The organism is Thalassospiraceae bacterium LMO-SO8, from assembly GCA_031655335.1.
GTDB lineage: Bacteria > Pseudomonadota > Alphaproteobacteria > Rhodospirillales > Casp-alpha2 > UBA1479.
Window position 1 is genome coordinate 548,145 of record CP134226.1, and the last position, 26,990, is coordinate 575,134.

The 26,990-nt window shown below is 56.8% G+C and carries 21 protein-coding genes, 1 tRNA gene and 1 pseudogene; 11 read left to right on the forward strand and 12 right to left on the reverse strand.

Annotation, left to right across the window (positions count from 1 at the left end; all coding sequences use genetic code 11):
• Window positions 1-70: 70 nt before the first annotated feature.
• The 12 genes and pseudogenes from RJ527_02630 to RJ527_02685 all read right to left on the reverse strand — a co-directional run bounded on the left by RJ527_02630 (window position 71) and on the right by RJ527_02685 (window position 12,189).
• On the reverse strand, window positions 71-1,450 hold the full coding sequence (locus RJ527_02630) for a S41 family peptidase (GenBank protein WND76647.1): 1,380 nt from the start codon (window positions 1,448-1,450) through the stop codon (window positions 71-73).
• 8 nt (window positions 1,451-1,458) lie between these two features.
• The gene (locus RJ527_02635; protein WND76648.1) at window positions 1,459-2,706 is read right to left on the reverse strand and encodes a peptidoglycan DD-metalloendopeptidase family protein; all 1,248 of its coding nucleotides are present in this window, start codon (window positions 2,704-2,706) and stop codon (window positions 1,459-1,461) included.
• A 42-nt stretch (window positions 2,707-2,748) separates the two neighbouring features.
• Window positions 2,749-4,326, reverse strand: a complete 1,578-nt coding sequence (gpmI, locus tag RJ527_02640) for a 2,3-bisphosphoglycerate-independent phosphoglycerate mutase (GenBank protein WND76649.1) — start codon at window positions 4,324-4,326, stop codon at window positions 2,749-2,751.
• Window positions 4,327-4,480: 154 nt separating this feature from the next.
• On the reverse strand, window positions 4,481-4,939 hold the full coding sequence (gene rlmH, locus RJ527_02645; GenBank protein WND76650.1) for a 23S rRNA (pseudouridine(1915)-N(3))-methyltransferase RlmH: 459 nt from the start codon (window positions 4,937-4,939) through the stop codon (window positions 4,481-4,483).
• 143 nt (window positions 4,940-5,082) lie between these two features.
• Window positions 5,083-5,442 (reverse strand): ribosome silencing factor, encoded by a 360-nt coding sequence (gene rsfS, locus RJ527_02650; GenBank protein WND76651.1) that lies wholly within the window; start codon window positions 5,440-5,442, stop codon window positions 5,083-5,085.
• A 76-nt stretch (window positions 5,443-5,518) separates the two neighbouring features.
• Window positions 5,519-6,115: a nicotinate-nucleotide adenylyltransferase gene (locus tag RJ527_02655; GenBank protein WND76652.1), complete on the reverse strand. Its 597-nt coding sequence runs from the start codon at window positions 6,113-6,115 to the stop codon at window positions 5,519-5,521.
• A 36-nt stretch (window positions 6,116-6,151) separates the two neighbouring features.
• Window positions 6,152-7,423, reverse strand: a complete 1,272-nt coding sequence (locus tag RJ527_02660; GenBank protein WND76653.1) for a glutamate-5-semialdehyde dehydrogenase — start codon at window positions 7,421-7,423, stop codon at window positions 6,152-6,154.
• A 41-nt stretch (window positions 7,424-7,464) separates the two neighbouring features.
• Complete coding sequence (gene proB, locus RJ527_02665; protein ID WND76654.1) at window positions 7,465-8,592, reverse strand: glutamate 5-kinase; 1,128 nt, start codon at window positions 8,590-8,592, stop codon at window positions 7,465-7,467.
• Window positions 8,589-9,644: a GTPase ObgE gene (obgE, locus tag RJ527_02670; protein WND76655.1), complete on the reverse strand. Its 1,056-nt coding sequence runs from the start codon at window positions 9,642-9,644 to the stop codon at window positions 8,589-8,591. The genes proB and obgE overlap by 4 nt, the downstream gene beginning before the upstream one ends.
• A 94-nt stretch (window positions 9,645-9,738) precedes the next feature.
• Window positions 9,739-9,996, reverse strand: coding sequence for a 50S ribosomal protein L27 (gene rpmA, locus RJ527_02675; GenBank protein WND76656.1), 258 nt, complete (start codon window positions 9,994-9,996; stop codon window positions 9,739-9,741).
• Window positions 9,997-10,204: 208 nt separating this feature from the next.
• A pseudogene (gene rplU, locus RJ527_02680) lies at window positions 10,205-10,516 on the reverse strand (50S ribosomal protein L21).
• A 224-nt stretch (window positions 10,517-10,740) separates the two neighbouring features.
• Complete coding sequence (locus tag RJ527_02685) at window positions 10,741-12,189, reverse strand: hypothetical protein (GenBank protein WND76657.1); 1,449 nt, start codon at window positions 12,187-12,189, stop codon at window positions 10,741-10,743.
• Between the two features lie 329 nt (window positions 12,190-12,518).
• Between RJ527_02685 and RJ527_02690 the strand changes: the two genes are divergently transcribed.
• From RJ527_02690 to RJ527_02740, 11 genes are all read left to right on the forward strand, one after another.
• A tRNA-Ser gene (locus RJ527_02690) sits at window positions 12,519-12,608 on the forward strand.
• 150 nt (window positions 12,609-12,758) lie between these two features.
• Window positions 12,759-14,000, forward strand: coding sequence for a tyrosine-type recombinase/integrase (locus tag RJ527_02695; protein ID WND76658.1), 1,242 nt, complete (start codon window positions 12,759-12,761; stop codon window positions 13,998-14,000).
• Window positions 13,997-14,680, forward strand: a complete 684-nt coding sequence (locus RJ527_02700) for a hypothetical protein (protein ID WND76659.1) — start codon at window positions 13,997-13,999, stop codon at window positions 14,678-14,680. The genes RJ527_02695 and RJ527_02700 overlap by 4 nt, the downstream gene beginning before the upstream one ends.
• A 107-nt stretch (window positions 14,681-14,787) precedes the next feature.
• The gene (locus tag RJ527_02705; protein WND76660.1) at window positions 14,788-14,997 is read left to right on the forward strand and encodes a helix-turn-helix domain-containing protein; all 210 of its coding nucleotides are present in this window, start codon (window positions 14,788-14,790) and stop codon (window positions 14,995-14,997) included.
• Between the two features lie 97 nt (window positions 14,998-15,094).
• On the forward strand, window positions 15,095-15,979 hold the full coding sequence (locus RJ527_02710) for a helix-turn-helix domain-containing protein (protein WND76661.1): 885 nt from the start codon (window positions 15,095-15,097) through the stop codon (window positions 15,977-15,979).
• 521 nt (window positions 15,980-16,500) lie between these two features.
• Window positions 16,501-17,316 (forward strand): hypothetical protein, encoded by an 816-nt coding sequence (locus RJ527_02715; protein WND76662.1) that lies wholly within the window; start codon window positions 16,501-16,503, stop codon window positions 17,314-17,316.
• A gap of 508 nt (window positions 17,317-17,824) precedes the next feature.
• Window positions 17,825-21,169: a type I restriction-modification system endonuclease gene (gene hsdR / locus RJ527_02720; protein WND76663.1), complete on the forward strand. Its 3,345-nt coding sequence runs from the start codon at window positions 17,825-17,827 to the stop codon at window positions 21,167-21,169.
• The gene (locus RJ527_02725; GenBank protein ID WND76664.1) at window positions 21,166-22,641 is read left to right on the forward strand and encodes an N-6 DNA methylase; all 1,476 of its coding nucleotides are present in this window, start codon (window positions 21,166-21,168) and stop codon (window positions 22,639-22,641) included. The genes hsdR and RJ527_02725 overlap by 4 nt, the downstream gene beginning before the upstream one ends.
• Window positions 22,638-24,149: a restriction endonuclease subunit S gene (locus RJ527_02730; GenBank protein ID WND76665.1), complete on the forward strand. Its 1,512-nt coding sequence runs from the start codon at window positions 22,638-22,640 to the stop codon at window positions 24,147-24,149. The genes RJ527_02725 and RJ527_02730 overlap by 4 nt, the downstream gene beginning before the upstream one ends.
• Window positions 24,146-25,747, forward strand: coding sequence for a restriction system-associated AAA family ATPase (locus RJ527_02735; GenBank protein ID WND76666.1), 1,602 nt, complete (start codon window positions 24,146-24,148; stop codon window positions 25,745-25,747). The genes RJ527_02730 and RJ527_02735 overlap by 4 nt, the downstream gene beginning before the upstream one ends.
• Window positions 25,747-26,829, forward strand: a complete 1,083-nt coding sequence (locus RJ527_02740) for a hypothetical protein (protein ID WND76667.1) — start codon at window positions 25,747-25,749, stop codon at window positions 26,827-26,829. Before RJ527_02735 ends, RJ527_02740 begins: the two co-directional genes overlap by 1 nt.
• Window positions 26,830-26,990: the final 161 nt, after the last annotated feature.

The window sequence follows — 26,990 nt, forward strand, 5'->3', positions numbered from 1 at the left end:
CGCGGTCGGCCGCCATGATGGGCATGGCTTGGCCGCCGCTTTTAAGTCCACCCCAATAAATCCAGGGTACTCAATTGGTTGACGAGGTCAACGCACCGGAGAACAGGGCCACGCCACGCAACAGGTCGATCGCCCGCAAAAGCTGGTAATCGACCGGCTCGGCCTTCTTTTCACCCTCTTTTTCCGCCGTTTTCCCGGCTTCCGGCTTGGCGTCCGGTGTTGCCTGGGGGGCGGCCTCCTTGGCGTCCTTTTCATGCTCGCCATTGTCGAGAGCACCCCGCAGGTTCTCCTCGCGGCGGCCGGGGCGGCTTTCGATCTCTTCGATTCGCGACGGCTTGACCTCGATATCCGGGTGGATGCCCTTGGCCTGGATGCTGTCGCCCGACGGCGTATAGTAGCGCGCCGTGGTCAGTCGCATGGCCCGATGTCCCTGCAACGGCACGATGGTCTGCACCGATCCCTTGCCGAACGACCGCGTGCCCATGAGCACGGCGCGGCGGTGATCCTGCAACGCGCCGGCGACGATTTCCGAGGCCGAGGCCGATCCGCCGTTGATCAGCACGACGACCGGCTTGCCTTCGGTCAGGTCGCCCTTGGTCGCGTTGAAGCGCTGCGTATCGTTGGGGTCGCGCGACCGGGTCGAGACGATCTCGCCCTTGTCCAGGAAGGTATCGGACACGGCGATCGCCTGATCCAGCAGGCCGCCCGGGTTGTTGCGCAGATCGAGGACGTATCCTTTGAGCTTGTCGCCGGAATCCTTCTTGATCTTCTCGATCGCCTTGTCCAGGCCCTGCTTGGTCTGTTCGCTGAACGAGGTGATGCGGATGTAGCCGATATCATCGCCTTCCAGGTGCGAGCGCACGGAGGTGATCTTGATGATCGCCCGGGTCAGGGTGACGTCGAAGGGTTCCTGCCCGGCACGGAAGATGGTCAGCTTGATGTCGCTGCCGACCTTGCCGCGCATCTTTTCGACCGCCTGCGACAGGGTCAGGCCCTGGATCGATTCACTGTCGAGATGGGTGATCAGGTCGCCCGGCTTGACCCCGGCGCGGGCCGCCGGCGTGTCGTCGATGGGCGAAATCACCTTCACCACGCCGTTTTCCATGGTCACCTGGATGCCCAGGCCGCCGAACTGGCCGCGTGTGTTGACCTGCATTTCCTTGAAGGTGCGGGCGTTCATGTAGCTGGAATGGGGGTCGAGGGACTGCAACATGCCGGTGATCGCCGCCTCGATCATCTGCTCGTCCGTGGGCTGATCCACGTATTGCGAGCGGATGCGTTCGAACACGTCGCCGAACAGGTTAAGCAGGCGGTAGGTCTCTTCCGAGTTCTTGGCGTCCGCCGCCGGGGCCGCCGCCGGCTCCTGTGCTACCGCCGGATGGCCGAAGAACGCCAATCCGCCCAGCACCGCCGCACCGGCCAAAGCCCGCATGCCCGCAACCTTCATCATTCTATGTGTCATCCGCTTACCTTGTCATTGCGTGACGCCAACCACGGCAAGGGATTGATCGGTTGTCCCTTGCGGCGCAGTTCGACGTAGAGAACGGGCCGATCGCCCCCATCGGCCCCCATCAGGCCCACGGGCTCACCAGTGGAAACATGCTGGCCCACGGTCATGTCGATGCGGGCCATTCCGGCCAGTAGGGTATGATATCCGTCGCCGTGATCGATAATCAATAATTGCCCATAACCTCTGAATTTTCCCGCGAACGCGATCTTTCCGTCATAGGTGGCGATAACCTGGGCACCGCCGCGGGCCGCGATGTCGATGCCTTTGCGCGAAAGCCCTGTCGGCAGGTTCTCGCCGTAACGGCCGATCAGGTCGCCGATAACGGGCAACGGCAACCGGCCACGACGACTTGTGATCGACACAGATGGCGAAACTGTGGCGGCGCGGGCCTGACGCTGGGCCTCGGCGCGCTCGCGGTCGGCCTGTTCCTTGGCGTTCGCGTTCGCCTTCGTCTTGGCCTCCGCCTCGGCGCGGGCAGCCGCCCGTTCATCGGCTTCCCGCTGTTCCTCCAGCCGGGCCATCAGGTCCCTCAGGTTTTCCGCCTTGGCGGCCAGGCGGGCGACACGTTCGGCCGCCCGGCGTTCCTCGGCCAGGGTTTTGTCCAGCAGGCGCCGCCGATCGGCCATCAACTGGCGGATTTCGGCGCGTTGACGGTCCAGATCCTGGGCCGCCGAATTGAGGTTCAGGCGCTCATCCGCGGTCTTTTCCCGGGTATCGGCCAGGGATTGCAGGTCCAGGCGGATGCGCGTCGCCCGGCGGTCGATTTCCGGCACCACGGCGCGCAGCAGGATCGCGCTGCGGACCAGGTCGTCGGGGCTGGACGGCATGGCCAGCAAGGCTTCGGGCGGGAACTGGACCATCTTCTGCAACGCCACCAGGACGCCGGCCAACTGCGAGCGATTGGCGCCCAACTGCGCCAATTTCTCCTTTTCCTGGCGCACCAGGTCGGCGATCTTGGCCTCCAGGGTGATGACGCGAAGTTCCCGGTCCTGCACGACCTTGGCCGCCGATACCAGGCGGTGTTGCAGGTTCTTGAGGTCGGTCTCCAACGCCTGGGCCTCGCCCTTCAGGCGTTCGCTTTCCGCCCGGCCCTTCCTGATTTCCTGCTGGACCTTGTCGAGGGATCCGGCCCCCGGCTTGTCGTCCGCCAGAACAGCGGGAGCCGGCATCAGGGCGGCCAGGGCCACCGTCAGCACTGTTCCAAAGAGTGACCGGCGGCGCCGGGCCAAGGGCCCCGCCTACTCCGCCGCCGCGCGGGCCGCGGCCGCGCTGCCGTCGATCAGCGACCGGCCGGTCATTTCCGCCGGCTGTTCCAGGCCCATCAGCTGCAACAGCGTCGGCGCCACATCGGCCAGCCGCCCGTCATGCAGGCCGTTGACCCAGTTGGGCGCGTTGACCAGCAAGGCCGGCACTAGGTTCAGGGTATGGGCCGTGTGAGGGCCGCGGTTCTTGGGATCGGCCATCTGCTCGCAATTGCCATGATCGGCGGTGACCAGCATGACGCCACCGGCGTCGATCACGGCTTTCTCCAGGCGGGTCAGCGCGGCGTCGATGGTTTCCGCCGCCTTCATGGCGGCCTCGAGAATGCCCGTATGGCCGACCATGTCGCCGTTGGCATAATTGACCACGATCAGGTCGAACCTGCCCTCGCCGATCACGCGGACCAGCTCGTCCGTCACCTTGGGCGCCGACATTTCGGGTTGCAGATCATAGGTCGCGACCTTGGGCGACGGCACCAGGATGCGCTCCTCGCCGTCGAACACGTCCTCGCGTCCGCCGTTCAGGAAGAAGGTCACATGGGCGTATTTTTCCGTCTCGGCGATGCGCAACTGGGACTTCCCGGCCTTGGACACGGCTTCCCCCAGGATGCCCGACAGGGTTTCCGAGGGGAACATGGCCGGCAGGAAGCCATTGAGATCACTGGAATATTCCACCATGCCCAGGCGCGCCGCGAAATCCACTGTCTTGGCCCGCGTGAACCCGTCGAACGCCGGGTCGACCAGGGCCGACAGAATCTCCCGCGCCCGGTCGGCGCGGAAATTGGCGCAGAGCAGACCGTCGCCGTCCGCCATCCCTGCGTAATCGCCGATCACGCAGGGCTCCATGAATTCATCGGTCTTGCCGACGTTGTAGGCCTCCTCGATCGCGCGCACGGGATCGTCGGCCGTATCCACGCCTTCGGCCCGGACCATGACGTCATAAGCCTTGGACACGCGGTCCCAACGCTTGTCCCGGTCCATGGCGAAATAACGCCCGGTCACCGTGCCCACGGTCACGCCGTCGCAAGCCTCCAGGTCGGTGAGGAACCGGCCCATGTAGCCCTTCGCCCCCTTGGGCTGGGTGTCGCGGCCGTCGAGGAAGGCATGGACGACGACGGGCACGTCCGCCTTGGCCACGGCCTTGGCCAGGGCAACCATATGGTCCTGGTGGCTGTGCACGCCGCCGGGGCTGAGCAGGCCGATCAGATGGCAGGCGCCGCCGGAGGATTTGAGCGTGTCGATGAAGGCGGCCAACGCCGGGTTTTCAGCCAGCGAGCCGTCGGCCACCGCCGCGTCGATGCGCGGCAGGTCCTGCATGACGACGCGCCCCGCGCCCAGGTTCATGTGCCCGACCTCGGAATTGCCCATCTGGCCCTGGGGCAGGCCGACTTCCTGGGCCGAGGCGTCGAGCCGCGCACGCGGGCATTCCGCGACAAGCCGGTCCCAGGTCGGCGTCTTCGCCAGGGAAATGGCGTTGTCGGGGGCCGCTTCGCGGTCGCCCCATCCGTCCAGAATGCACAGGACGACGGGTCGGGGGTGTTTGGTCGCTTCGGGCATGGCGCTCTTCTTAACGATAAACAGGCATTGGGGTGCTGAAATGGGGTGTTCTCGGCCTGCCGTCAACGGCGCCGATCCTCAGGCCGTCTTTTACCAGAGGATCGCGCCGGATGGTAGCCTTGGCGCGCGACGCCCCCCGCAACGAAACCGGCGCTCAGACTCGATGATAAGGGTGCCCGGTGAGGATCGCATGCCCCCGGTAAAGCTGTTCGGCGAGCAGCGCCGGGACCAATTGGTGCGGCCAGGTCTGGGCGCCCAGGGACATCACGAAATCGGCGCGTTTGCGCAGGTCGGCGGCCAGGCCGTCGGCGCCGCCGATCAGAAACACTAGGTCGCGCACGCCGCCGTCGCGCCAGGCGCCCAGGCGTTCGGCGAATTTCGGGCTGGTGTCGGACGTCCCGCGTTCGTCGAGGGCGACCAGGGTGGCGCCGTCGGGGCAGGCGGCCAGCAATAGTTCCGCCTCCCGCGCCTTCAGGGCGTCGCCGGAAAGCGGCTTTTTCTCCTCGACCAGCTTAAGGTCCAGCGGCCAGGGCAGACGGGCCTTGTACTGGTCGAACAGATCCTGTTCGGGGCCTTTCTTGCGGCGGCCCACGGCGATGATGGTGATGCGCATGGCGAGAGATTAGCGTGATTTGACGGCAGCGCGAACAAGACCGTCTGAAACAGCCCGGCACGGACTGCCGTCGGATATACGTCGTTCCCTAAGCCCCGCCGACGTTATGCCGGGGAACCGGGTCTTGGCGGCGCGCCTTTATATCAGGCCGGCGCCGCGGCGGCTTCCTGGACCGGCGCGCCGGACCACAGCTTTTCCAGGCCGTAGAACTGCCGCACTTCGGGACGGAACAGGTGCACGATGACATCGCCGGCGTCGATCAGGACCCAGTCGCACTGCGTCAGGCCCTCGACATTGATGCCCTTCAACCCGTTCTGTTTGAGTTTTTCCCGAAGGTGGTCGGCCATGGCGCCCACCTGGCGCTCGGATGTGCCGCTGGCAATGACCATGTGATCCGCGATATCGGTCTTGCCGTGAAGGTCGATGACGGAAAGGTCCAGTGCCTTGTCGTCATCCAGGGATGCGGTCACCAGCTTCAAGACGTCATCGCCGGTGAGTGGCATCGGTTTCGCTTTTGGTATGGCCTTTTTCCTTTTCGTTCGTTGCACGAACCGTCGGCAACCTTGCCGGCGGTCTTGATTAACCGCCTGGACGCCGGAACATGCCCCGCGCCCGGAGCGCCGTGGCCGAGGTCGCGTTCAACGGCGTATGAAGGAAGACCCACGCCGGAGGACGCATGTCGGCCAGCCGACCCGCCCGGGATTCCTTGATGCGTTCCCGGTGGAACCGGCGCGCTGCCCTGCCCGACAACGCCCCTAAAGAATAGGTAGGACGGTCGAAAACCGCAACGGGCACGGTTTGAAAGATTCGTGTCCAGCGGTTCCAGCGGGAAATCTGCGCCAGGTTGTCGGCCCCCATAAGCCAGACAAATCGGTGATTTGGGAATCGCCGGACCAGTCTGGCCAGGGTTTCCGCCGTATAGGTGGTGCCCAGGCCCTTTTCCACGTCCGTGACCCGGATGCGGGGGTGGTCGGCGACTTTTTTGGCACTTTCGATTCGCGCCTCGAACGGCGCCATGCCGGCCTGGGGCTTCAACGGGTTCTGCGGCGACACCAGCCACCACACCTCGTCGAGGCGCAACCGCTTCAGCGCCTGCAGGCTGATGTGCCGGTGGCCCTGGTGGGCGGGATTGAAGGACCCGCCCAGAATGCCGATGCGCCGAAGATGCCGTTTCAAGGGGTGCCCGCCTGGGGGTCAGGGGTGATGAGGGAACTACGGCCGGACCTGGCCGGTGCCGCGAACGATGTACTTGAAACTGGTCAGTTGTTCGACCCCGACCGGCCCGCGGGCGTGCAGCTTGCCGGTGGAAATGCCGATCTCCGCGCCCATGCCGAATTCACCGCCGTCGGCGAACTGGGTCGAGGCGTTGACCAGCACGATGGCGCTGTCGACCTCGTTGATGAACTTCTCAGCCGCCGCCGCGTCGCTGGTGATGATCGCGTCGGTGTGGTCGGAGCCATGGGCGCCGATGAAGCGGATGGCGTCGTCGATGTCGTCGACCAGTTTCACGGCGACGATGCTGTCCAGATATTCCGTGTCCCAGTCTTCATCCGTCGCGGGGATCACGCGGGCGTCCATCTTCTGCACGTCGGCGTCGCCGCGCACCTCGCAGCCGGCCTGAACCAGACCGTCCAGGATGCCGGGCAGAAGCTTGGCGGCCGCGTCGCGGTCGACCAGGATGTTTTCCGTCGCCCCGCAGATGCCCGTGCGGCGCATCTTGGCGTTGACCACCACGTCACGGGCCATGGCCGGGTCGGCGGCCTTGTTGACGTAGGAATGGCACAGCCCTTCAAGGTGCTGGAACAGGGGCACCTTGCTTTCCTGGATGACCCGCTCGATCAGGGACTTGCCGCCGCGCGGCACGATGACGTCGATGTAGTCGGTCATCCGCAGCATCTCGCCGACGGCGGCGCGGTCGCGGGTCGGCACGGTCTGGATCGCGTCTTCGGGCAGGTTTGCCGCCTTCAGGCCTTCGCGCAGGCTGTCCAGGATCGCCGCCGAGGAATGAAAGCTTTCCGAGCCGCCGCGCAGGATCGAGGCATTGCCGGCCTTGAGGCAGAGCCCGCCGGCGTCCGCCGTCACGTTCGGCCGGGATTCGTAAATGACGCCGATGACGCCCAGCGGCACGCGCCGGCGTTCGATATGCAGGCCGTTGGGGCGGTCCCATTCGGCGAGCGTCGTGCCCACGGGATCGTCGAGCTTGGCGATGTCCTCCAGCCCGCGGGCCATGGCCTCGACCCGGTCCTCGTTCAACAGCAGACGGTCGAGCAGGGCCTTGGTCAGCCCCTTGGCCTCGCCCCCCGCCATGTCCTTGGCGTTTTCCGACAGGATGTGGTTCTGGCGCCGGCGCAGGCTGGCGGCGGCTTGCGTTAGGGCCTTGTCCTTGGCGGCGCGCGGCGCCACGGCCAGCTTGGCCTGGGCGGCGCGGGCGCGGCGGCCGATCTCGGCCATCATCCGGGGAATGTCGTCGGTTTCGTTCGTCATCGTCCTCTCCTCACCGGCGGCGATATGGGGGCTGGCGGACATCAATCCAACACCAGATCGTCGCGGTGGATCATCTCGTCGCGGCCACGATAGCCCAGGATGGCCTCGATTTCCTTCGATTTTGCACCCACGATGCGGCGTGCGTCGGCGGCCGAATAGGCGATCAGCCCGCGCCCCAGCTGGTCGCCCGCCTGGGTTTTCACGGTCACCGCGTCGCCGCGCTCGAACCGGCCCTCGACCTTCACCACGCCGGCCGGCAGCAGGCTCTTGCCCTCGCTGAGCGCGCGCGCCGCGCCGTCGTCGACCACGACCGCGCCACCGGGCTTCAAGGAGCCGGAAATCCACTGCTTGCGCGCGGTCAACGGGTTGGCGTCGGGCAGGAACCAGGTCACCCGGCCACCGGCTTCCATATGGGCGAGCGGATGGTCGTCCAGGCCGTTGGCGATCACCATGCGGCAGCCGGCGGCCATCGCCATGCGCGCGGCGACCAGCTTGGTCACCATGCCGCCCGAACCGTCGTCGGTCATCTTGACCCCGGCCATGGCCTCGATCTCGGGCGTGATGCCGCCGGTCACCACGGGCACGTGGACGGCGTCGGGGTCCTGGTTCGGATCGCTTTCATAAAGCCCGTCCGACGACGACAGCAGCACCAGCGTGTCGGCGGAGACCATGGCGGCCACGCGGGCGGCCAGGCGGTCGTTGTCGCCGAAGCGGATTTCGTCCGTCGCCACGGTGTCGTTCTCGTTGATCAGGGGCACGGCGCCGAGGCGGATGATCTGGTCGATGGTGTTGCGGGCGTTGAGGTAACGGCGGCGGTTCTCGCTGTCGTCCAGGGTCAGCAGCACCTGCGCCACCGTCACGTCGTAGACGCCCAGGACTTCCTGATAGGCATGGGCAAGGCGCACCATGCCGGCGGCGGCGGCGGCCTGGCTTTCCTCCAGCTTCAGCTTGCCGCGCACGGGCAGGCCCAAATGGCGGCGGCCGATGGCGATGGCGCCGGAGGACACGATGACGACCTCCTGCCCGCGGTCGCGCAGCGTCATCAGGTCGGCACCGAGCGTTTCCAGCCAGGCGCGCTTGACGGTGCCGCGCTCCTTGTCGACCAGCAGGGCCGAGCCGATCTTGACGATGATCCGCTTGCCGTCCGCCAGGGCGGGAGTCCCGGTCATGGCCGCCAGGCCTCCTCCTCCGCCGGTCCCGCTTCGGCGGCTTTCTCGGCATCCTGCGCGCCGCCGATCTCGGCGACCAGGGCGCGCAGCACCTCAGGCACGCCCTTGCCGGACACGCCGGACACCAGCATCACGTCGGCCATCTTGCACTTGGCCGCCCGGGCCAGCTTCTTGCGCTGCGCCTTGATCTCGTCGTCGGTGAGGGCGTCGCATTTGTTGAGGGCGACGATTTCGGTCTTGTCGGCCAGACCGCCGCCGTAGGCCTTCATCTCATGGCGGACCTGCTTATAAGCCGCCGCCACGTCTTCCTGGGTGCCGTCGACCAGATGCAGCAGCACGCGGCAGCGCTCGACATGGCCGAGAAACCGCGTGCCCAGGCCCGCCCCCTCGCTGGCGCCCTCGATCAGGCCGGGGATATCGGCCAGCACGAAGGACCATTGGTCGACCATGACCACGCCCAGGTTGGGGTGCAGGGTGGTGAAAGGATAATCGGCGATCTTCGGCTTGGCCCGCGACGACGCCGCCAGGAAGGTCGACTTGCCCGCGTTGGGCAGGCCGACGAGGCCGGCGTCGGCGATCAGTTTCAGACGCAGCCAGATCCAGCGTTCCTCGCCGGGAAAGCCGGGAATGGTCTTGCGCGGAGCCTGGTTGGTCGAGGTCTTGAACCGCGCGTTGCCGAGCCCGCCGTCGCCGCCCTTCAGCAGCACGATGCGCTGGCCCACGCGGGTCATGTCGGCCAGAACGGTTTCCTTGTCGTCGTCCAGGATCTGCGTGCCGACGGGCACCTTGAGGGTGATGTCCTTGCCGCCGGCGCCCGTGCGGTTCTTGCCCATGCCGTGGTTGCCGCGCCCGGCCTTGAAATGCTGCTGGTAGCGGAAGTCGATCAGCGTGTTCAGGCCGTCGGCGCATTCGATGATGACGTCGCCGCCGCGCCCGCCGTCGCCGCCGTCGGGACCACCGAACTCAATGTACTTCTCGCGCCGGAACGACATGCAGCCGCTGCCGCCGTCGCCGCTTTTCACGAACACCTTCGCTTCGTCGAGGAATTTCATAGCGAGAATTTACACCTTACCGCGGACATGAAAAACGGGGGAATGGCTGGCCATTCCCCCGCGAATTTCAAGTCGCGAATGGCCGTTCAATCCGTCAGACCGACGGCTCCACCGAAATGTAGGTGCGGCCCTTGGCCTTGGTCGCGAACTTCACCCGGCCTTCGGACGTGGCGAAGATCGTGTGATCCTTGCCGATGCCGACGTTTTCGCCGGGGTGATACTTGGTGCCGCGCTGACGCACGATGATGTTGCCGGCCTCGACAGCCTGACCGCCGGACTTCTTCAAGCCCAGGCGGCGGCCTTCCGAATCGCGGCCGTTGCGCGAACTACCACCGGATTTCTTATGTGCCATCGGTGACTACTCCTTATTCCTCGCCCTTTTTGGGGGCGGCTTTCTTGGCGGGGGCCTTCTTGGCCGCGGGCTTTTTCGCGGCCGGTTTGGCGTCAGCCTTATCGGCGGCCGCCTTGGATTCCTGTTTCGCCGGCTTGGCGTCGGCGGCGGGTTCGGCGTCGGCCTTCTTCGGCGCCGCCTTCTTGGCCGCGGCCGGCTTGGTGCCGGTGGCGCTCACGTCGACGATGCGCAGCACCGTCTCGAACTGCCGATGGCCCTTGAGGCGGCGGTAGTTGTGGCGCCGCTTCTTCTTGAAGATCAGAACCTTGTCGCCCTTCTGCTGTTCCAGCACTTCGGCGAACACGGCGGCCTTCTCGACCACGGGGGTGCCGAACGTGGGGGCCTTGCCCTCTTCGCCCAGCATCATCACCTGGCCAACTTCAATCGTTTCACCCGGCTCGCCAAGCAGCTTTTCCACGATGATGACGTCACCCGACGTCACCCGATACTGCTTACCGCCGGTCTTGATAACCGCGTACATCGTTTCAGAACCCTATTAATTGTTGATCTTGTTTGGTTATTTCCATCTGCCGTCCCTTCTGGCGCGGCAGAAGGGACGGCAATATAGCCACGAAGACCCAGAAGTCAATCGATCATACACTCGCGACATGCAGTCGCGTCAAAAATCGCGGGGATCAAGCAAAAACTCTACATAATAAAAATTATGATAAATGAATAATTTATATCGAACCTCAGAGAGTTTCGTCAAAAAATTTGCAATGATGCGAGCAATCCCCTGTGTATTATAATTTTTTCGTTTATATTAAAATTTACCCTTATTCCATTATACTTAAAAATTTCCCTGTTTGTTTGAGTAGGCAAATTTCCAATTACGCCGTAATGGAAAAGTGCCTTACAGAGGTCAAAAAACTCAAGCTTGACAATTCCGTCGCTAACTACCAACAGATCATACTTAGCCTTGAACTCATGCGGCCTTATAACCTGCTTCCTCATTGAGGAAAAAATATCTAAAATTTCACCAAAATATGGTATCACGGAATACAACTCATCATTGAACTCCCCCCTGAGGTACTCAGAATAAATCTCTGTTGCTTTTTTTATTGATGCATTTGAAATTTTATTTTCACTTCGTTGAATAGATACAGAAGCACATGCACGCATGTAAGCGATCATATCTCGGGGGCGCATAAGCGTGCCACGCAATAGATGCTTAAAAACAGACCTTTTTTGCTTTCCAAAATTGCCATAACGAATTTCCTTACTTTGAAAAATTGCGTCAAATTCTGCGCTAAACCTTATAATCCCGGAGCTCGGTGGTGTGTGCGCCCTTGAAATTCGATGCGCCATTAGGTTTCTTAATGAAGATTCTGTCCAATCTAGAGTCATCGACAAATCAGACCATTTATTTTTATCATTATCTTTAAGCAAATCAAAAATATCTGTTCTAAGAAATGCTATAGGAAGAACCCTTGATTTCGCCACTTTAAAATCTGATCTCAAAGAATGTATCGCCTTAAATAGGCTAATAATTAAAGAAAAATAATTTTCATCTGTATTTGCATCAAGAACGCCCACAAAATCTTCATCTAGAGCATCAAACAAAATATAGTAAGAACATTCTCCTCCATGGTTTTTGATTATATCAATTAAAGAAGACACCCTCCTCTCCCACGGCTGACCATTTGGCACCACAATACTTTCCGTATGCACATCGCCACCGTTCCCCAATATAGAAAAACCTCCAGATTTACTGATCAATTGGGAAATCGAATGGGCTAGAGAATTTTCCATATCTAAATTGAATACTTGAGATAATTCTGTTGATACATGAGGCTGGACGTTTTTATTTTCACCGGCCATCATGGAGCAAACAGCACTTAAAATCACATATTTCCAAAGGGTAATGTACTGACTTGTTCCCCGATACCCCCCGTCCCGCAAGGCATAGAGGTCGTTGAAAGGAAAATGTTGAAAGCTCAATATTCGTGCAAATGTCTTTTCGTCTGTGGAATGCCTTAGGTGCTCAACGATAGCTGTTTTTCCCGTACCCTTTCGGCCCAAGACAAAGCATTTTGATGAATCCACAAGGGTTTGAAGGTCGCTAACCGAATAAAAATACCTGGAAGATTCTTCTTCTTTGGCCTCCAACTTCCAGTCCTTAATCTCATTTAAAACAGGATTTCGATTCACCATCCCACCCAATTCCCCTTTATTGCAACGAAAGCAAACTACCAATGATCAGCATAGCCTCGCGCGGCAGGCTTTTCTAATATATTATAGGTTGATTTTATCAAAATTTTCCCCTTAAGAGGCCAATAGGAAGTCCTTTTTATTGGGATATTGCCGCACGCTTGTTTAATCATATCAACCCAAAAAAAATATCCCCGCGACGAACCAGTGGACAGGGAAAAATTCGCGGCTATAAAGGGGCGTTCCCGGACCACATTTGGTTTCGACATATCGGGCGGCGTCTTGGCGGACGCCGCCGGGCTTCTGAAAAGACGCAACTTTTTAGGGCTTTAGGAGAGGTGCCGGAGTGGTCGAACGGGGCGGTCTCGAAAACCGTTGTGGGCGCAAGCCTACCGAGGGTTCGAATCCCTCCCTCTCCGCCATTTATATGTTCGCCTAAGTCCGCATGAACCCATAAAAATCAAATGAAACAAAATGTTACATAGGCATTGCGTTCGCGAATGTCTGTTGGCATTCGCCTATGTTCATGTTCTATATGTGGGTAGAAATGTAGGTAGAAAGCACCTCACACGATGCCCCGCCAGATCCACCGTCTCGATGCAATGACCGTAAAGCACCTAAAGGCACGCGGTCTGCACGCAGACGGTGGCGGGCTTTATCTCCAAATCAGCCGGTTTGACACAAAATCCTGGATCTTCCGTTTCACGCTGAACGGCAATGCTAGACAGATGGGTTTGGGTCCATTGCACACGGTGCCGCTATCAGAGGCGCGCCAGGCGGCCGAGGAATGCCGAAAACTGCTCCGAACCGGCACCGACCCGATTGATCATCGGAAAACCGAACGCGCCCGCCACGGGCTCGAAGTCGCAAAGGTGATGACCTTTAAAGAGTGCGCGACGGCATATCTGCGTTCTCACGGTGCCGCTTGGTCGAACATCAAACATTCGGCTCAGTGGAAAAGCACCCTTGAGGCGTACGTTTATCCCTCGTTCGGTGTCCTCCCGGTCCAAGACATCGATACCGGGCTCGTGCTGAAGGTCTTGGAGCCGATCTGGACTTCAAAGACAGAAACCGCCAGCCGCATACGCGGCCGAATAGAATCGATCTTGGATTGGGCGAAAGCGCGCGGATATCGCGAGGGCGAGAACCCTGCCCGCTGGCGAGGACACCTGGACAAGCTGCTGCCAGCAAAAAACAAGATCAGCAAAGTCACTCATCATGCCGCATTACCGTACACCGAGATCGGAGCGTTCGTATCCGAGCTCAAAAATCACGATGCCATTTCCGCACGGGGTCTTGAGTTCCTGATTTTGACCGCAGCCCGGACGGGTGAGGTTATCGGGGCAACATGGGACGAGATCGATTTTGCTCACAAAGTTTGGACGATCCCGGAAGAACGCATGAAAGCAGGCAATGAACACCGCGTGCCCATTTCCGAGCGCAGCATCAAAATCCTAATTGAGATGCAGGAGACCAAAGTCTCTGATTTCATTTTTCCGGGTGCCAAGAAGAACAAACCGCTCTCGAACATGGCATTCCTGCAATTAATGAAGCGGATGGGGCGCGGTGACCTCACGGCACATGGATTCCGCTCCACATTCCGGGACTGGACTGCCGAGCGAACCAACTACCCTCGGGAAGTCGCTGAGATGGCCCTCGCCCACACCGTTAGCGACAAGGTTGAGGCGGCTTATCGCCGCGGCGACATGTTCGATAAGCGACGCCGGCTGATGGACGAATGGGCAAGCTTCTGCCGAAATTCGTCTACGGACAGCTATGGGAAAGTCACACCTATTCGGGAGAACCTAAAATGAGGCCGGAAGAACGCCAGATTAGGTTTTGCCGCTATCCCGCGATTGATCAACATCTTCCGTCCATTCTGGCCTGCTTTAATGGCTTAAGTTTTTTTAAATTCGCCAGAAGAGGGTTCTATCAACGCCTCGGATTTATTTACGACGGTCACGTTTATTTTCATGAGCTGGTTTCTGGAAGTGGGCCGGACGGGATGAAATATCCTTCCGTCAAGAAGGCGAAAGCCTTCATTGAGGCAACACGTAACCAGTTATCAAAGAGGATCGCATGGATTGACGATAATCACAGATACGTTGGCGAGGTAACGTTCCCGGAGACCGGAAAAACGATCAGAAGTACGTTTCCTTTGCCGCCGCCAAACCTCGTTGAATTACGCAAGAAACTTGTTGAGGCAAAAGCGGCAGCTGATGCGGCCGAGCCTTCCATCACGGGCAGGATAAAAACCGGCCCTAATCCCGACGTTATTCAACGCCTAGTCGATCAGCTGCAATCACTCTATGAGGATTTCGCAGAGACAAAAGCTACGGCTTTATCGGTTGGATCAGATGGGCATCCATCCCCAACCGAATTCCAACGGTTTGTGAGAAGTTGCTTCGTCGCGTTCGGCGCCTACATTCCGGACACACTAGAAGAGACGGTCCATAAGAAGCTCGATCGCTCCAAATCTAAATTTCTGGAGTGACAGGGCTTAAATAGGCGGCAAATCACACCTATTCCCGCCTCCTGACATTCCGTCAATGTTCGTCAAAATCCGTCGTTGCGCACTGACGCGCCAGCCGGAGAACAATTATGACGAACCAAAATCACCCAACCACAATCTCGCCCCGAGTTAATTGGCGGGTTAGCGATTTTTGCGCCGCCCATGGCATCTGCCGCACCACCTTTTACGAGGCAGTAAAACGCGGCGAGATCAAGACGTTCAAAGTCGGCCGCCGGACATTAATTGCCGACACCGAGGCCCGTGCATGGCAGGCCAATCAGGAAGAAGACGGGGAGTAATCCAAACAATGTGCATTTTGAAGGTGCTGAATGCCTCGCTCGACCCTCTCAACAAGCGTGGCTTTTCCTCTTCGCGACGACATGAAACAGCACAACAATGAGCATCCAGTGGATTAACTATGTGCTCGACCATTCGGAATCGAAGGGTTCAGCGCGTTTGGTGCTTATTATTATTGCTGAACACGCAAACATATTCGGGATCGCATGGCCCTCAATCAACCGTATCGCAGAGAAAGCAAACATCGACCGCACCAACGTGATTCGACATATCAAAAATCTCAAAAAATTAGGCGAACTTACTGTTGTCGGCAGAGACAGGAGCGGCACCAACAAATTCCAATTACTCCTAGGCCAATCTCCCACCCGTCCAGATCATATTTCACCATCACATGGTGACAAAAACACGCCGGTATCGGAATGCGAAATCGCAAACCCACTAGGTGCGATTTCGCATCAACAGAAGTGCGGAACCGCACCCCAAACCTTCAATGAACCCCCATTAGAACCATTAAGCATAGTCGACAATGGGGTGCCGGCTGAAACGCCATCCGAACCGGAAATCGCCTTTATGTCGTGGAACTCCATGGCAAAACGAGCAGGGCTTTCGACCATTAAGTTAGTCGAAAAAACTCGTACTAAAAAAGCTGAGGAGCTTCTGAAGAAGATCGGCGGTTTGGACCAATGGAACCTTGCTCTCAACATGGTTGAAACAAATTCGTTTTTGTGCGGCGCTGGGGAAAAGGGCTGGAAGATCACAATTGATAAAATGCTCGATCAACACTTCTTTGCCTGCTTGATTGAAGGTGGATACGACCGATTTTCCCCCAACAGACCAGACCAGAGCCAATATACGCCCCGACGCGTGTCAATGACCGAAGCGGCGCTTCGAGTTGCAAAACGAGGTTCCGCCTCTAAAAACGTCACACATGGTCGCCCTGAATATGATTTTGCAGAAGCATTTTTCAGGAAACTCGCAGAATGAAAAATGAATACTCTAACCGAATGGACCGGGCATCGTGAAACGATGCGCCGCACAGACGCGCCAAGGCCTCCCCTGCAAGCGAAAGGCGGTCTTTGGCAAGAGTAGATGCTTAAATCACGGAGGCCTCTCCACGGGCCCGAAAACTGATGAGGGTCGCCTTCGTATTTCCGAAGCACAAAAACGGAGGTGGGCGGAGTACAGGAAAGCCCAGAATCTCTAGCCTATGCGCGCACGCATGCGCGCGACGCGCGCATGCGTGTCATGGGGTATTACTCTCGCTTGCCACTTAATGAAGATTAATTTCAGTTTGGGACTTTAAAGCACTAACTGGGTATCCAAGTCTGATCCGACATAGTAGCAACGACAGCGCCCGGCTAACCCACCCGGAATCGCGGCAGGCTTTAGACGAAATTGTTCCCATCATTACGTTTGCTGCGAGCATGTTATTTGAGAATAAAATAACGCGGCATGAGTGTTTCTCCAGTCCTGAGGCGAGAAAAGGCAAACAGGGGGAAAACGGAATGAAAATTTCGAAGCCAGTCAATAATACACAGATAGAATTCAACAAGCTTTGTGATTTGGGTGGGGGGCCTGGTGGGGGGCCGGCACGAACGCGAGTGCAAGAACTTCTGCATGACAGCGGCAAAAAACTGAACGCGCTGGCCAAACGTGACATCGATGAAAGTCTGACCGAGTTCTCTGACCGGAACCCTTGGCACGTCTGTTATGCGGTCGGCATTTGCTGGGGACACCTCGCACACTACGACTTGGCCTTTGTTGAAGCTGCGGTAAACCTCCTGGAGAGCTGGAACGACGATGATTTAAAGATCGCACGCGATTTCCATTTAGAACGGGGGCCCGACCCGATTGAACAATCGCTGGCCGGGGGAAACACGTTGTTCGAGGTGGTCACGATGCCGGGCCAGTTACCCGAAAGCTTGGAGAGATACCGTAGAGCGCAAGACCGTTGGCTCGGCCGCATTATCTCCAAGGATCGGCCCAAGTACATCGGTAGCTGGAATGCTACGGCCATGTTTATGGTTGCTTTGTTCTCTAATCCCAAACTAGCCGACGAGATGATCGAGACGGTAGTCATGCTACCGCCAGGTGGACCGATATACAACGCCCTAAAAATTCTGTACGGCGCTCATTTTCTAAGCAGGGCTCCTGCGGGCAGTGCGTTGGACGATGGAGATTTCGAGTCAGGGGCAATCTACGAAAACAATGCGCTATTTCTTGACGTGCTCAAAGGGCACAGCGGATGGAACCTTCTCGACGTGCACAGCGGATTATACATGCTGGGAACAAGATTCCCGGCTTCAGCCACTTGGTTTTGAAGGCTCGGCCCTAATCGTACTCTTAGTTGTCACTTTCGGGGTGGCTGGCCAAAAGCCTGTGGCGCGGGAACCGGGATTTGCTCGCGCGCAGCGCGCGTCTTGGGGTCTTACTACGCCGTTGCTAAAACGCGGCAGGGGTCTCTAGATACTCAGCCAATGGATTAACACGGATATTTGCCAGTCACAGATTAATTCAGCCAGCAGTTTTCTATCGCAATCCATCAATTTATCAGCTTACCAAATGCCATCACTAACCCGCCCGCGATGTTCGGCAACCTCCCTAAGAGGGTGAAGTTGGGCAATATCTGCACATGCAAGATGGGGTCACAGCGTGACCGGGAGACGCGCAGTGTTTTTTCGACTAGATGCGAATGACTGATATGGGCAAGGAGAGATAGATAACACGAGGACCAAACCGCATCCCGCGGCTCATTTCCACAACCCTTGGATGTTCCTGATTTTTACCGTACCGTCTCAATCAACTAGTCGACATGGCGTGCCCTGACAAATGATTAGTAATTTTGAGTTTCTCGATTATTTGGATGTAGAACTTGCAAACCTTGGCAAGCTCGCAGAAAGCTATTTCCAGGATGATCCAAGCACGAGTTTGATCAAGCTTCGGCAATTTAGCGAGCGGCTCACTAAACGGCACGCGGCCCAGATGGGCATTGAGATTCAGGACATCGATACACAGGCCGATCTGCTTCGCAAAATGAAGTACGAACGTGCTGCACCAGATCGCGTCTTGGATGTTCTGCATCACGTCAGAAAGCTCGGAAATGCTGCCGTACATGAAGGCCGCGGTGATCATCGTGAAGCCTTGGCATGCCTCAAGATGGCGGTTCAGCTCGGCGTTTGGCATGTACGGGCTACGACCGCCCAGCGAAAATTTTCACCCGGTCCTTTCTTGCCACCCAAAGCCCCAGATACTTCTGGAGCCGACCTGCAGGCCGAACTTGAGAGGCTCAGAGCTGAGCGTAACGACGCGCTTACAGCGGTTCAAAAGGCCGAGGAGGAAAGACAAATAGCTCTCCTCGCCGCGGAGACAGCAGAGGAGCGCCATAGGCGGGAAATCGAAGAACGACAAACTTGGGAAGCACTCGCGCAAGATGCGGATCGACAACTCCAAGAGCTTTCCGAACAGGCCAGCCACCAGTCATCGGCGGAGCGCATTGCGTTCGCCCAAGCAGTCGAGGAGGCGGCTGGGGCCGTTGTCCTCGACGAGCAATCCACACGTGCCTTGATCGATCAGCAGCTTCGGGATCGGGGCTGGGAAGCGGACACCAGCAAAATTAAGTCTAGCATGGGAGTTCGGCCCGTGAAGGGGCGTAACTTGGCAATTGCCGAATGGCCGACAAAGTCAGGCCCAGCAGATTACGCACTTTTTGTTGGAGAAAAATGCGTGGGTATCGTGGAGGCCAAAAGGTATCAAAAAAATATTTCTGCCGCCATTGATCAAGCCGAGCGTTATTCCAAGGGATTTGAATGGGAGCAGAATAAGACGGCGTGGGACAATGAATATTTTGTGCCGTTTGTTTTCGCCACAAATGGCAGGCCATATTTAAAACAAGTGGAAACAGAAAGCGGCATTTGGTTCCGTGATGTTCGCTTGGCCAATAATCTCCGCCGCGCACTCATGGGATGGTTCACCCCTGATGAATTGGTTTCCCTATCAGAGGTCGAGAAAGAGAAGGCCCAGACTGCGCTCGAGACCCGAAGCTTCGACTTTGGCTTTCAGCTTCGGCCCTATCAAAAGGAAGCGATCCAAGCAGTCGAGAAAACTCTTGTTACCGAAAAGCGGGAAATGCTCATCGCGATGGCAACCGGCACCGGCAAGACAAAGCTCGCCATCGCGATGCTGTACCGGCTGCTCTCTACTAAACGGTTCCGTCGAATTTGCTTCGTCGTTGATCGCTCGGCACTCGGAACACAGACCAGTGACGAATTCATGAGCACGGCGATTGAGGGGCCAAAGACCTTTGGCCAGATCTTTGGGATCAAGGGCCTTACGGATATCAAACCGGACTCCGAAACCCGTGTCCATATATGCACAATCCAAGGGTTGGTGAAGCGAGTTCTGTATAACTCTGATCCTGCAGACGTCCCGCCCATTGGGCAGTACGACCTAATGGTAATCGATGAGTGTCACAGAGGATACTTGCTGGACCGTGAGATGTCCGATGCGGAGCTAAGCTTTCGGGGCCAGGAGGACTATATTTCCAAGTACCGTAGGGTCCTGGAACACTTCGACGCGGTCAAGATCGGCCTGACCGCGACGCCCGCGCTGCACACAGCACAGATCTTTGGGGATCCAATCTACACCTACTCTTATCGAGAGGCCGTAGTTGACGGTTGGCTAATCGACCACGAACCTCCAATCCGATTTCAAACGGCACTCAGCAAAGCTGGGATCGTCTTTGAAGCCGGCGAGGACGTAGAGGTGATGGACACCAAAACCGGCGAGATCGAGAACGTGATTGCGCCCGATGAACTAGAGTTCCAGGTCGAGTCGTTTAACCGAAAGGTCATCACTCAACCCTTCAACCAAGTTGTAGCCGAAGAGCTAGCCAGACACATCGACCCCAGCCTGGAGGGTAAGACACTAGTTTTTGCTGCCACGGATACTCACGCAGATATTGTCGTTCACGAACTGAAAAAAGCATTCGCCGCGCAGTATGGTTCAATCGAGGATGCCGCTATCCGGAAGATCACTGGCAGCGTCGATAACGTTGGCAAACTAATCCGGTCTTTTCGCAACGATGCCTTTCCACAGATCGCTGTCACGGTGGACTTGCTGACGACTGGCATTGACGTGCCGAAAATCACCAACTTGGTCTTCATTCGGCGCGTAAACAGCCGAATTCTTTACGAGCAAATGCTCGGACGAGCCACCCGCCGCTGCGATGAAATCGGCAAAGAGGTGTTCCGCATTTTCGATGCAGTAGACCTCTATGCTTCTCTTCAAAGCCTCACGCAGATGAAACCTGTTGCCAGCGATCCGAAGCTAACTTTCGAGCAATTATTCGACGAATTTGCGAACGTTACAGAAGCGGATCAGCGCGCGCTTGTGCGCGATCAAATTCTAACCAAATTGCACCGCAGATTACGCAAGTTGCCCAGCAAGGTGGCGGATGCAGTCCAAGACCTCACTGGCGAAACCGTTGAGGAGCTGCGCGATCGCCTTAAGAACCATACCCCCGAGCAAGCTGTAGCCTTTGCCAAGAAATTCGGCGAGCTGGGAAAAATTCTGGATTGGAACCCCGACGGATCTGGCCCAAACCTGATTCCGATTTCTCCCCACCATGACAGCATGCACGCCGTCACAACCGGCTATGGCAACTATGAGAAGCCTGAGGATTTTCTCGACACGTTCACTTCCTTCATAAAGAACAATCAAAATCGGATTGCCGCACTTTCGGTCGTGGTCCAACGCCCACGTGAACTGACGCGAGCGCAGTTGCGGAGCCTGCGGCTAGAACTTGATAAGATGGGCTTCTCTGAGACCAACCTGCGCCGCGCTTGGAACGATGCCTCTAACGAAGACATAGCGGCCTCCATCATTGGCTTCATCCGTCAGGCTGCGTTGGGCGACCCTTTGATCCCCTTTGAGACCCGTGTCGAAACTGCCACCAAATCCATCTTGGCCAAAGCCAAATGGACAGAGCCGCAGAAGACCTGGCTCCGCCGCATCGCCGAGCAGATCACTAAGGAAATCGTGGTAGACCGCAATAGTATCGATCAAGGTACATTCGCGGCTCAGGGGGGTTTTAACCGCCTGAACCGAGTGTTTAATGGTCAACTCGAGACCATTCTCAGTGATTTCAACGAAGAACTCTGGAAAGCGAGCGCATGAACCCGAATACCGCCGATATCGTCGCCAAGCTTTGGCGCGAATGCAAAACGCTCCAATCCGCTGGCGTGTCCTATTCGAACTACGTCAACGAACTAACGTTCCTGCTTTTTTTGAAAATGCTTGAAGAAACCAAGCAGGAAGGTCGCCTGCCCAATGGACATTCGTGGCGGAAGCTGGCCAACACCGAGGGCGGCGACCAGTTACAATATTACAAAGAGATGCTGCTGGAGTTAGGCAACCCTGAGAAAACTAACGACCCAGTGACGTTGGCGATTTTCACCGATGCCATGACGCATCTGCGCCTCCCCAAAGACCTCAAGACGCTGACGACGAACATAGACAAGCTCGACTGGTTTACGGCGCGCGAAGATGGGTTGGGTGATCTTTACGAAGGCTTGTTAGAAAAAACCACTTCGGCCACCAAGTCCAAGGCTGGGCAGTACTTCACACCAAGAGCACTGATTGACTGCATTATCCGCCTCGTTAAACCCCAACCGGGAGAGGTTATTCAAGACCCGGCCGCGGGCACTGGTGGATTTCTGATCGCTGCGGATCGCTACATAAAGGATGCAACCGACGATTTGTTCAAGCTGTCGGAGGCAAAAGCACATTTCCAGCGCCGCCAGGCATTTGTCGGTCACGAATGGGTACCAGATACTCACCGCTTATGTGTGATGAACATGCTACTCCACGGGATCGAAAGCCTCGTTGGATGCGAAGACAGTTGCGCCCCCCAGGGAGAGGCCATTGGCAAGGCCGAGGTAATCCTCACGAACCCGCCTTTTAATAAAATGTCGGGGAATGTGAACCGCCCCGATTTCACAATAACGGCGGGCGAGCGCGTGGGGCCAATGCCCTTCCTCGAACACGCTGTTCGTAACCTGAAGAAGGGCGGGCGCTGCGCCATTGTCATGCCTGACAATATTCTGTTCGGCGAAGGTACGGGAACCGAACTTCGTCGCTTTCTAATGGTGAATTGCAATTTACACACCATCCTGCGCCTACCCACGGGCATCTTCTATGCCCAAGGGGTCAAAACGAATGTGCTGTTCTTCTCTCGAGTGACGAACAAGGTTTACCCTGATGATCATAAGGAACAAGCGACGGAAGCTGTCTGGTTCTACGATCTGCGCACCAACATGCCGTCATTTGGCAAGACTAACGCTCTGAACGTAGAACACTTTTCAGACTTTGAGGCTGCCTTTGGTTCAGATCCCTTGGGCGGTTCTGAGCGAGTGGATACGGGCGAGTCCGGCCGCTGGCGCTGTTTGACGCGCGACCAGATTGCCGCGCGAGGCGATAACCTAGACTGGACATGGCTGCGCGATGAAAGCGGTGACCCTGAAGATGAAATGACCGAGCCCGACGAGCTCGCGGCTGCGATCATGGGCCATCTTCGCGCCGCACTCGATGAGATTGAGGCGTTGAGTGAAGAGCTGGAAGACACTCCTCAACCGGAGGCAATTAGATGAGCGGGCTTCCGAAGGGATGGGTAGAGGCCTCTATTCTAGATACAGTTGCGGATTACGAGACAACTGACCCCCGAAGAACGCCCGACCAGTCGTTCCTCTATGTCGACATCGGGGCGATAGATAATTCAGTTCAGAAAATTACTGCTCCAAAGGAGTTTCTTGGGCGAGAGGCACCGTCTCGAGCACGTCGGGTCATAAAGACCAACGATGTCTTGTTCTCGACAGTCCGCACCTATTTAAAAAACGTCGCTCAAGTTCCAGAAGAACTCGACAATCAGCTAACGTCGACAGGCATAAGCGTTCTACGTGCGAACGATGCGATTGAACCAGGTTATCTCTTCCGGTGGGTCGGCTCACCGGGTTTCATTGACGAAATCTCACAAGCACAAGACGGCACGATGTACCCTGCTGTAAGGGATGATGACGTTTTGAATGGCCCGATTTCTCTTCCTCCACTCCCCGAGCAATTGAGGATCGTTAAGAAGCTCGAAACCCTCAGCGGCTACACTACCAACGCCCGCGCCCACCTGACCGCCATCGCAAGACTGACTGAGCGGTATAAGAACGCGGCTCTAGATGCTCGGCTTCCATCTCCGAACACGACCTTAGACAGCCGCTTGGTCTCGACTTTCTACGGGCCGCGCTTCTCAAAAGAAGCCTACGTGCAAGTAGGTGGCGTACCAACAATTCGTACAACTGATTTTTCAGACGATGGCACGGCGACGACTGATCTAGCCCCCCGAGTCGAAGTCAGCGACAAAGACCTAGAGAAATGGAAACTGCATGGCGGCGACATTCTCGTCACCAGAACAGGCTCAATCGGGAAGTGCGCATTGTTCGAGGATGACGATGCCGTTGCGCTACCAAGCGCTTACCTGATCAGAGTGCGTGTGGACACTTCGGTATTATTACCTCGTTTTGCATTCTTATATTTTGTGTCTCCTAGCGGACAAAAGCATTTAGGCGTCTCTACGCAAGCTGTTGCTCAACCAAACATCAACGCTGCCGCCATTCGTTCGTTACCAATTGCAATTGTACCCATCGACCAGCAACGTGAGATTATCCGCCGGATCGAAACCGACTTCGCCAAAATTGACCGCCTCGTTACAGAGTCCGAGAAGGCCCTGAAACTCACCGACAGACTGGATCAACGAATCCTCGCGAAGGCTTTCTCGGGCGAACTCGTCCCCCAAGACCCCAACGATGAACCAGCAAGCGAGCTTCTTGCACGCATTCGCGAAGCTCGCGCAGACGCGCCTAGAAAGTCGCGTCAGAGACGGACGAAAGTAGATCCCATGAAGACAAATCCCAAAGAGCTCTTGTTGGCTGACAGCGCAGAATGGCCCAAGAACGGCCTGCCTTTCGAAGAGATTGCCAAACGGGTCATTTTGCCCCATGACGATTTACGCGATGCTCTGTTTGATCTTTTGGGCGGAGCAAAGCCAAAGCTGGAGCAAGTATTCAACAAGGACGAGGCTCGCATGCGCCTTCGAAGGGTCACGCAATGAGACTCCGGGCCCTCAAGATCGAGAAGTCTGCGGCTGGGGGCGGTCTATTTGACGGTGCAAAAATCTGGTTCGGCCGGGAAATGGACGGCAAAACGAATGAACCGCTTGCGCCTTTGTGCCTCATTGGCCCGAACGGATCGGGCAAATCTCAGTTTTTGCAGCTGATCGCCGAGATATTTCAAGCAGCCTGGCACGCACACGCGCCAAACGAGGAACGGAAAAGCGCGAACGCAGAAGTCCTTTTCGACCTGACATACATGATTTCTCCCGATGGAAAAGATAACGCAGAGACGGTCCGACTTGTAAGGACACTTAAGGGAAAAAAACCAGGCCCAATTGAGCTCCACCTCGGCGAAGATGAAGTGATCAAGTCCTCCTCTAAAAAATTTGGGCAATACCTACCATCGATCGTGATCGGCTACACCTCCGGCGATAATGAAACGCTTAGTTTACCATTCCTCGCTAGCCGAAGCGGATATGCCGACGATGTCGCTCGCGCAGCTCTGAGTGATAGTGGCGAGAGCGCCGTACCAGACAACCGACTGATGCTGATCGACTACGGAACCAACCTCGAAGTTCTGTTTTCGAACCTAATACTTGGTTCGGAGCATGTTCGAGGCGAGCTACTTCGCCATGCGCGACTGGGAGACCTCGCGTCATGCCGATGCGTTGTGCGCCTGGCGCATTCGGCTGTTCCCAAGGCACCCAAAACGCGCGCGGCCAAGTCGAAACGAAAAGGCATACAACTGACTGAAGAGCTCGAAGCCATCATCGACCGGCTAAAACGCACGGCCACATGTTGGCACATTGACGAAAAGTCGGAGACCTACACGTTTGATTTCTTCATTACCAAAGCAACCCGCGACGCGTTTTCCCATTTTTGGGACGGAGCTTTTTCGCTTTACAGATCGTTGCACAAGCTTGCCCTACTGAACGATCTCGCGATCCCACGCGCGGCACGCCACCGGCTGGAAAAGGCGGTCAAGGAAAGGCGGTTTGCATCGAGACTGCCGGAGCCACAGCAAGAAGACATGGTTTTCGGGTTCGAAGAAGTGCGGTTTTGGCCGGAGGGCAATCGTGCAGAAGCAGTCGACTACGTTTCACTTTCAGACGGAGAGCACCAACAGGCCTTGATCCTCGGCACGTATGCCATGGTCACGGATACAAACGCCATTTTTCTGCTCGATGAGCCGGAGTCACATTTCAATCCAAAATGGCGCGTGAAGTTCGTCCGGCGTTTGATGGATATGACGGGCAATCGTGGCAACCAAGAAGTCTTGCTGACGACGCATGCCCCGTTTGTTCCATCGGACATGCCACGCGAGCAGGTCATGATTTTTTCGCGGAACGAACAGACCGGTAAAGTCGAAGTGGCAGAACCAAAGATAGAGACGTTTGGAACCGCTTTCGATCGCATTCTCGAAATGTGTTTCGACATTCGCCCCCCAAATTCGCAGATCGCAGAGGAAGAGATCGAGCGATTGTTAAAGTCAAAAAATTTGGAGGAGGTAGAAGCAGGCTTCAAAGAGCTGGGCCCATCTACAGGCAAGGCTCTCCTTGCCGACCATCTGCGCAAACTGAAGAACCAGCCTGTCTAATGCTATTTTCATACCCAGCTAATGCGTTGGCATCGAACTGGCTGAACTCAACAGTCATTGATGTATTGATCGCTGGGATGGATGCTATTGATGCTGGAGGCGCGCCCGTAGAATGGCCGACGTGCTTGCCAAATGCACGACGAACAGTTCTCAGGCGGCGAACCGGCCTAAGACGAAAACTTGAAGAGTTCTGGGAGTTATACGCAGAGCTCAATGATCAAGAAAAAGCGACTGTGCGTGAGGCAATTGCGCGCCAGACGGATCTACCAGGCATTTATTCGAACCATACCCCTTGTCCATCCTTGTCAGGCTTGCCATTGAACATCCGCCCGAAGGTTCGAAAACTATTTGATTACTTATACGATCAGTTGGGTGAAATCAAAGAAGGCGAGGAGTGCCTTAGAGACATTCAGTACAGGGCCATATACCTCAGCGGAATTAGAATATGCCCGTTTTGCGGTCTCAATTACTTCAGAGCGCCGAACGCGCCCCGACATGCGCTCGACCATTTGTTGGACAAGCCTCGGTATCCCTTCTCAGCAGCCGACCTTCGCAATCTTCCCCCGACCTGCCATGAATGCAATTCAACCTACAAACACACCACAGACATTATTCACAAAGCCGATGGATCAAGACGACGATGCTCAGACCCATACTCTGGTCCTGTATTCTCGATAAGCTTGGCAGCCAGTGAGTTCTTTTCAGGCAACGAGATTGGCGGCTGGAGACTGCCCCGCTGGGAAGTCGAACTTGTCGGCCCAGGTAACGAACAAGCCGAGACTTGGGATACCGTGTATCAAATAAAAACGCGATACTGCCGTGATATATTGGACGCGGATTTTCTCTCGTGGATCCAACATTTTTCAAATTGGTACAGTCGTAAATTCGGAAAGGGGACATCATCGGCACAGGTTGCTGATCGCCTGCCGCGGTATATTGATTCAGTCATTCAAGACGGTTTCGCAGATCGCGCTTTTTTAAAAGCCGAAGCATTTCGATTTGTGCACGAATCTTGTGATGCCCCAGGCCTAGGTGAAGACGTTCGCGAGTGGCTATGGAACTTCGTAGAGTATGCCACTTAGGCCATAGGCTAATGGAATTATCAGGATCATGCGCAACTCGACGAGCTTCGCCCCACGGATTTGCCTTTTTGACGCCGACACGACTTTCTTTCCAAATCGGGTCAACTACCTAATTTAGAACGTGGGTAGAAACGTAGGTATTATCTCAAATTATAATTATT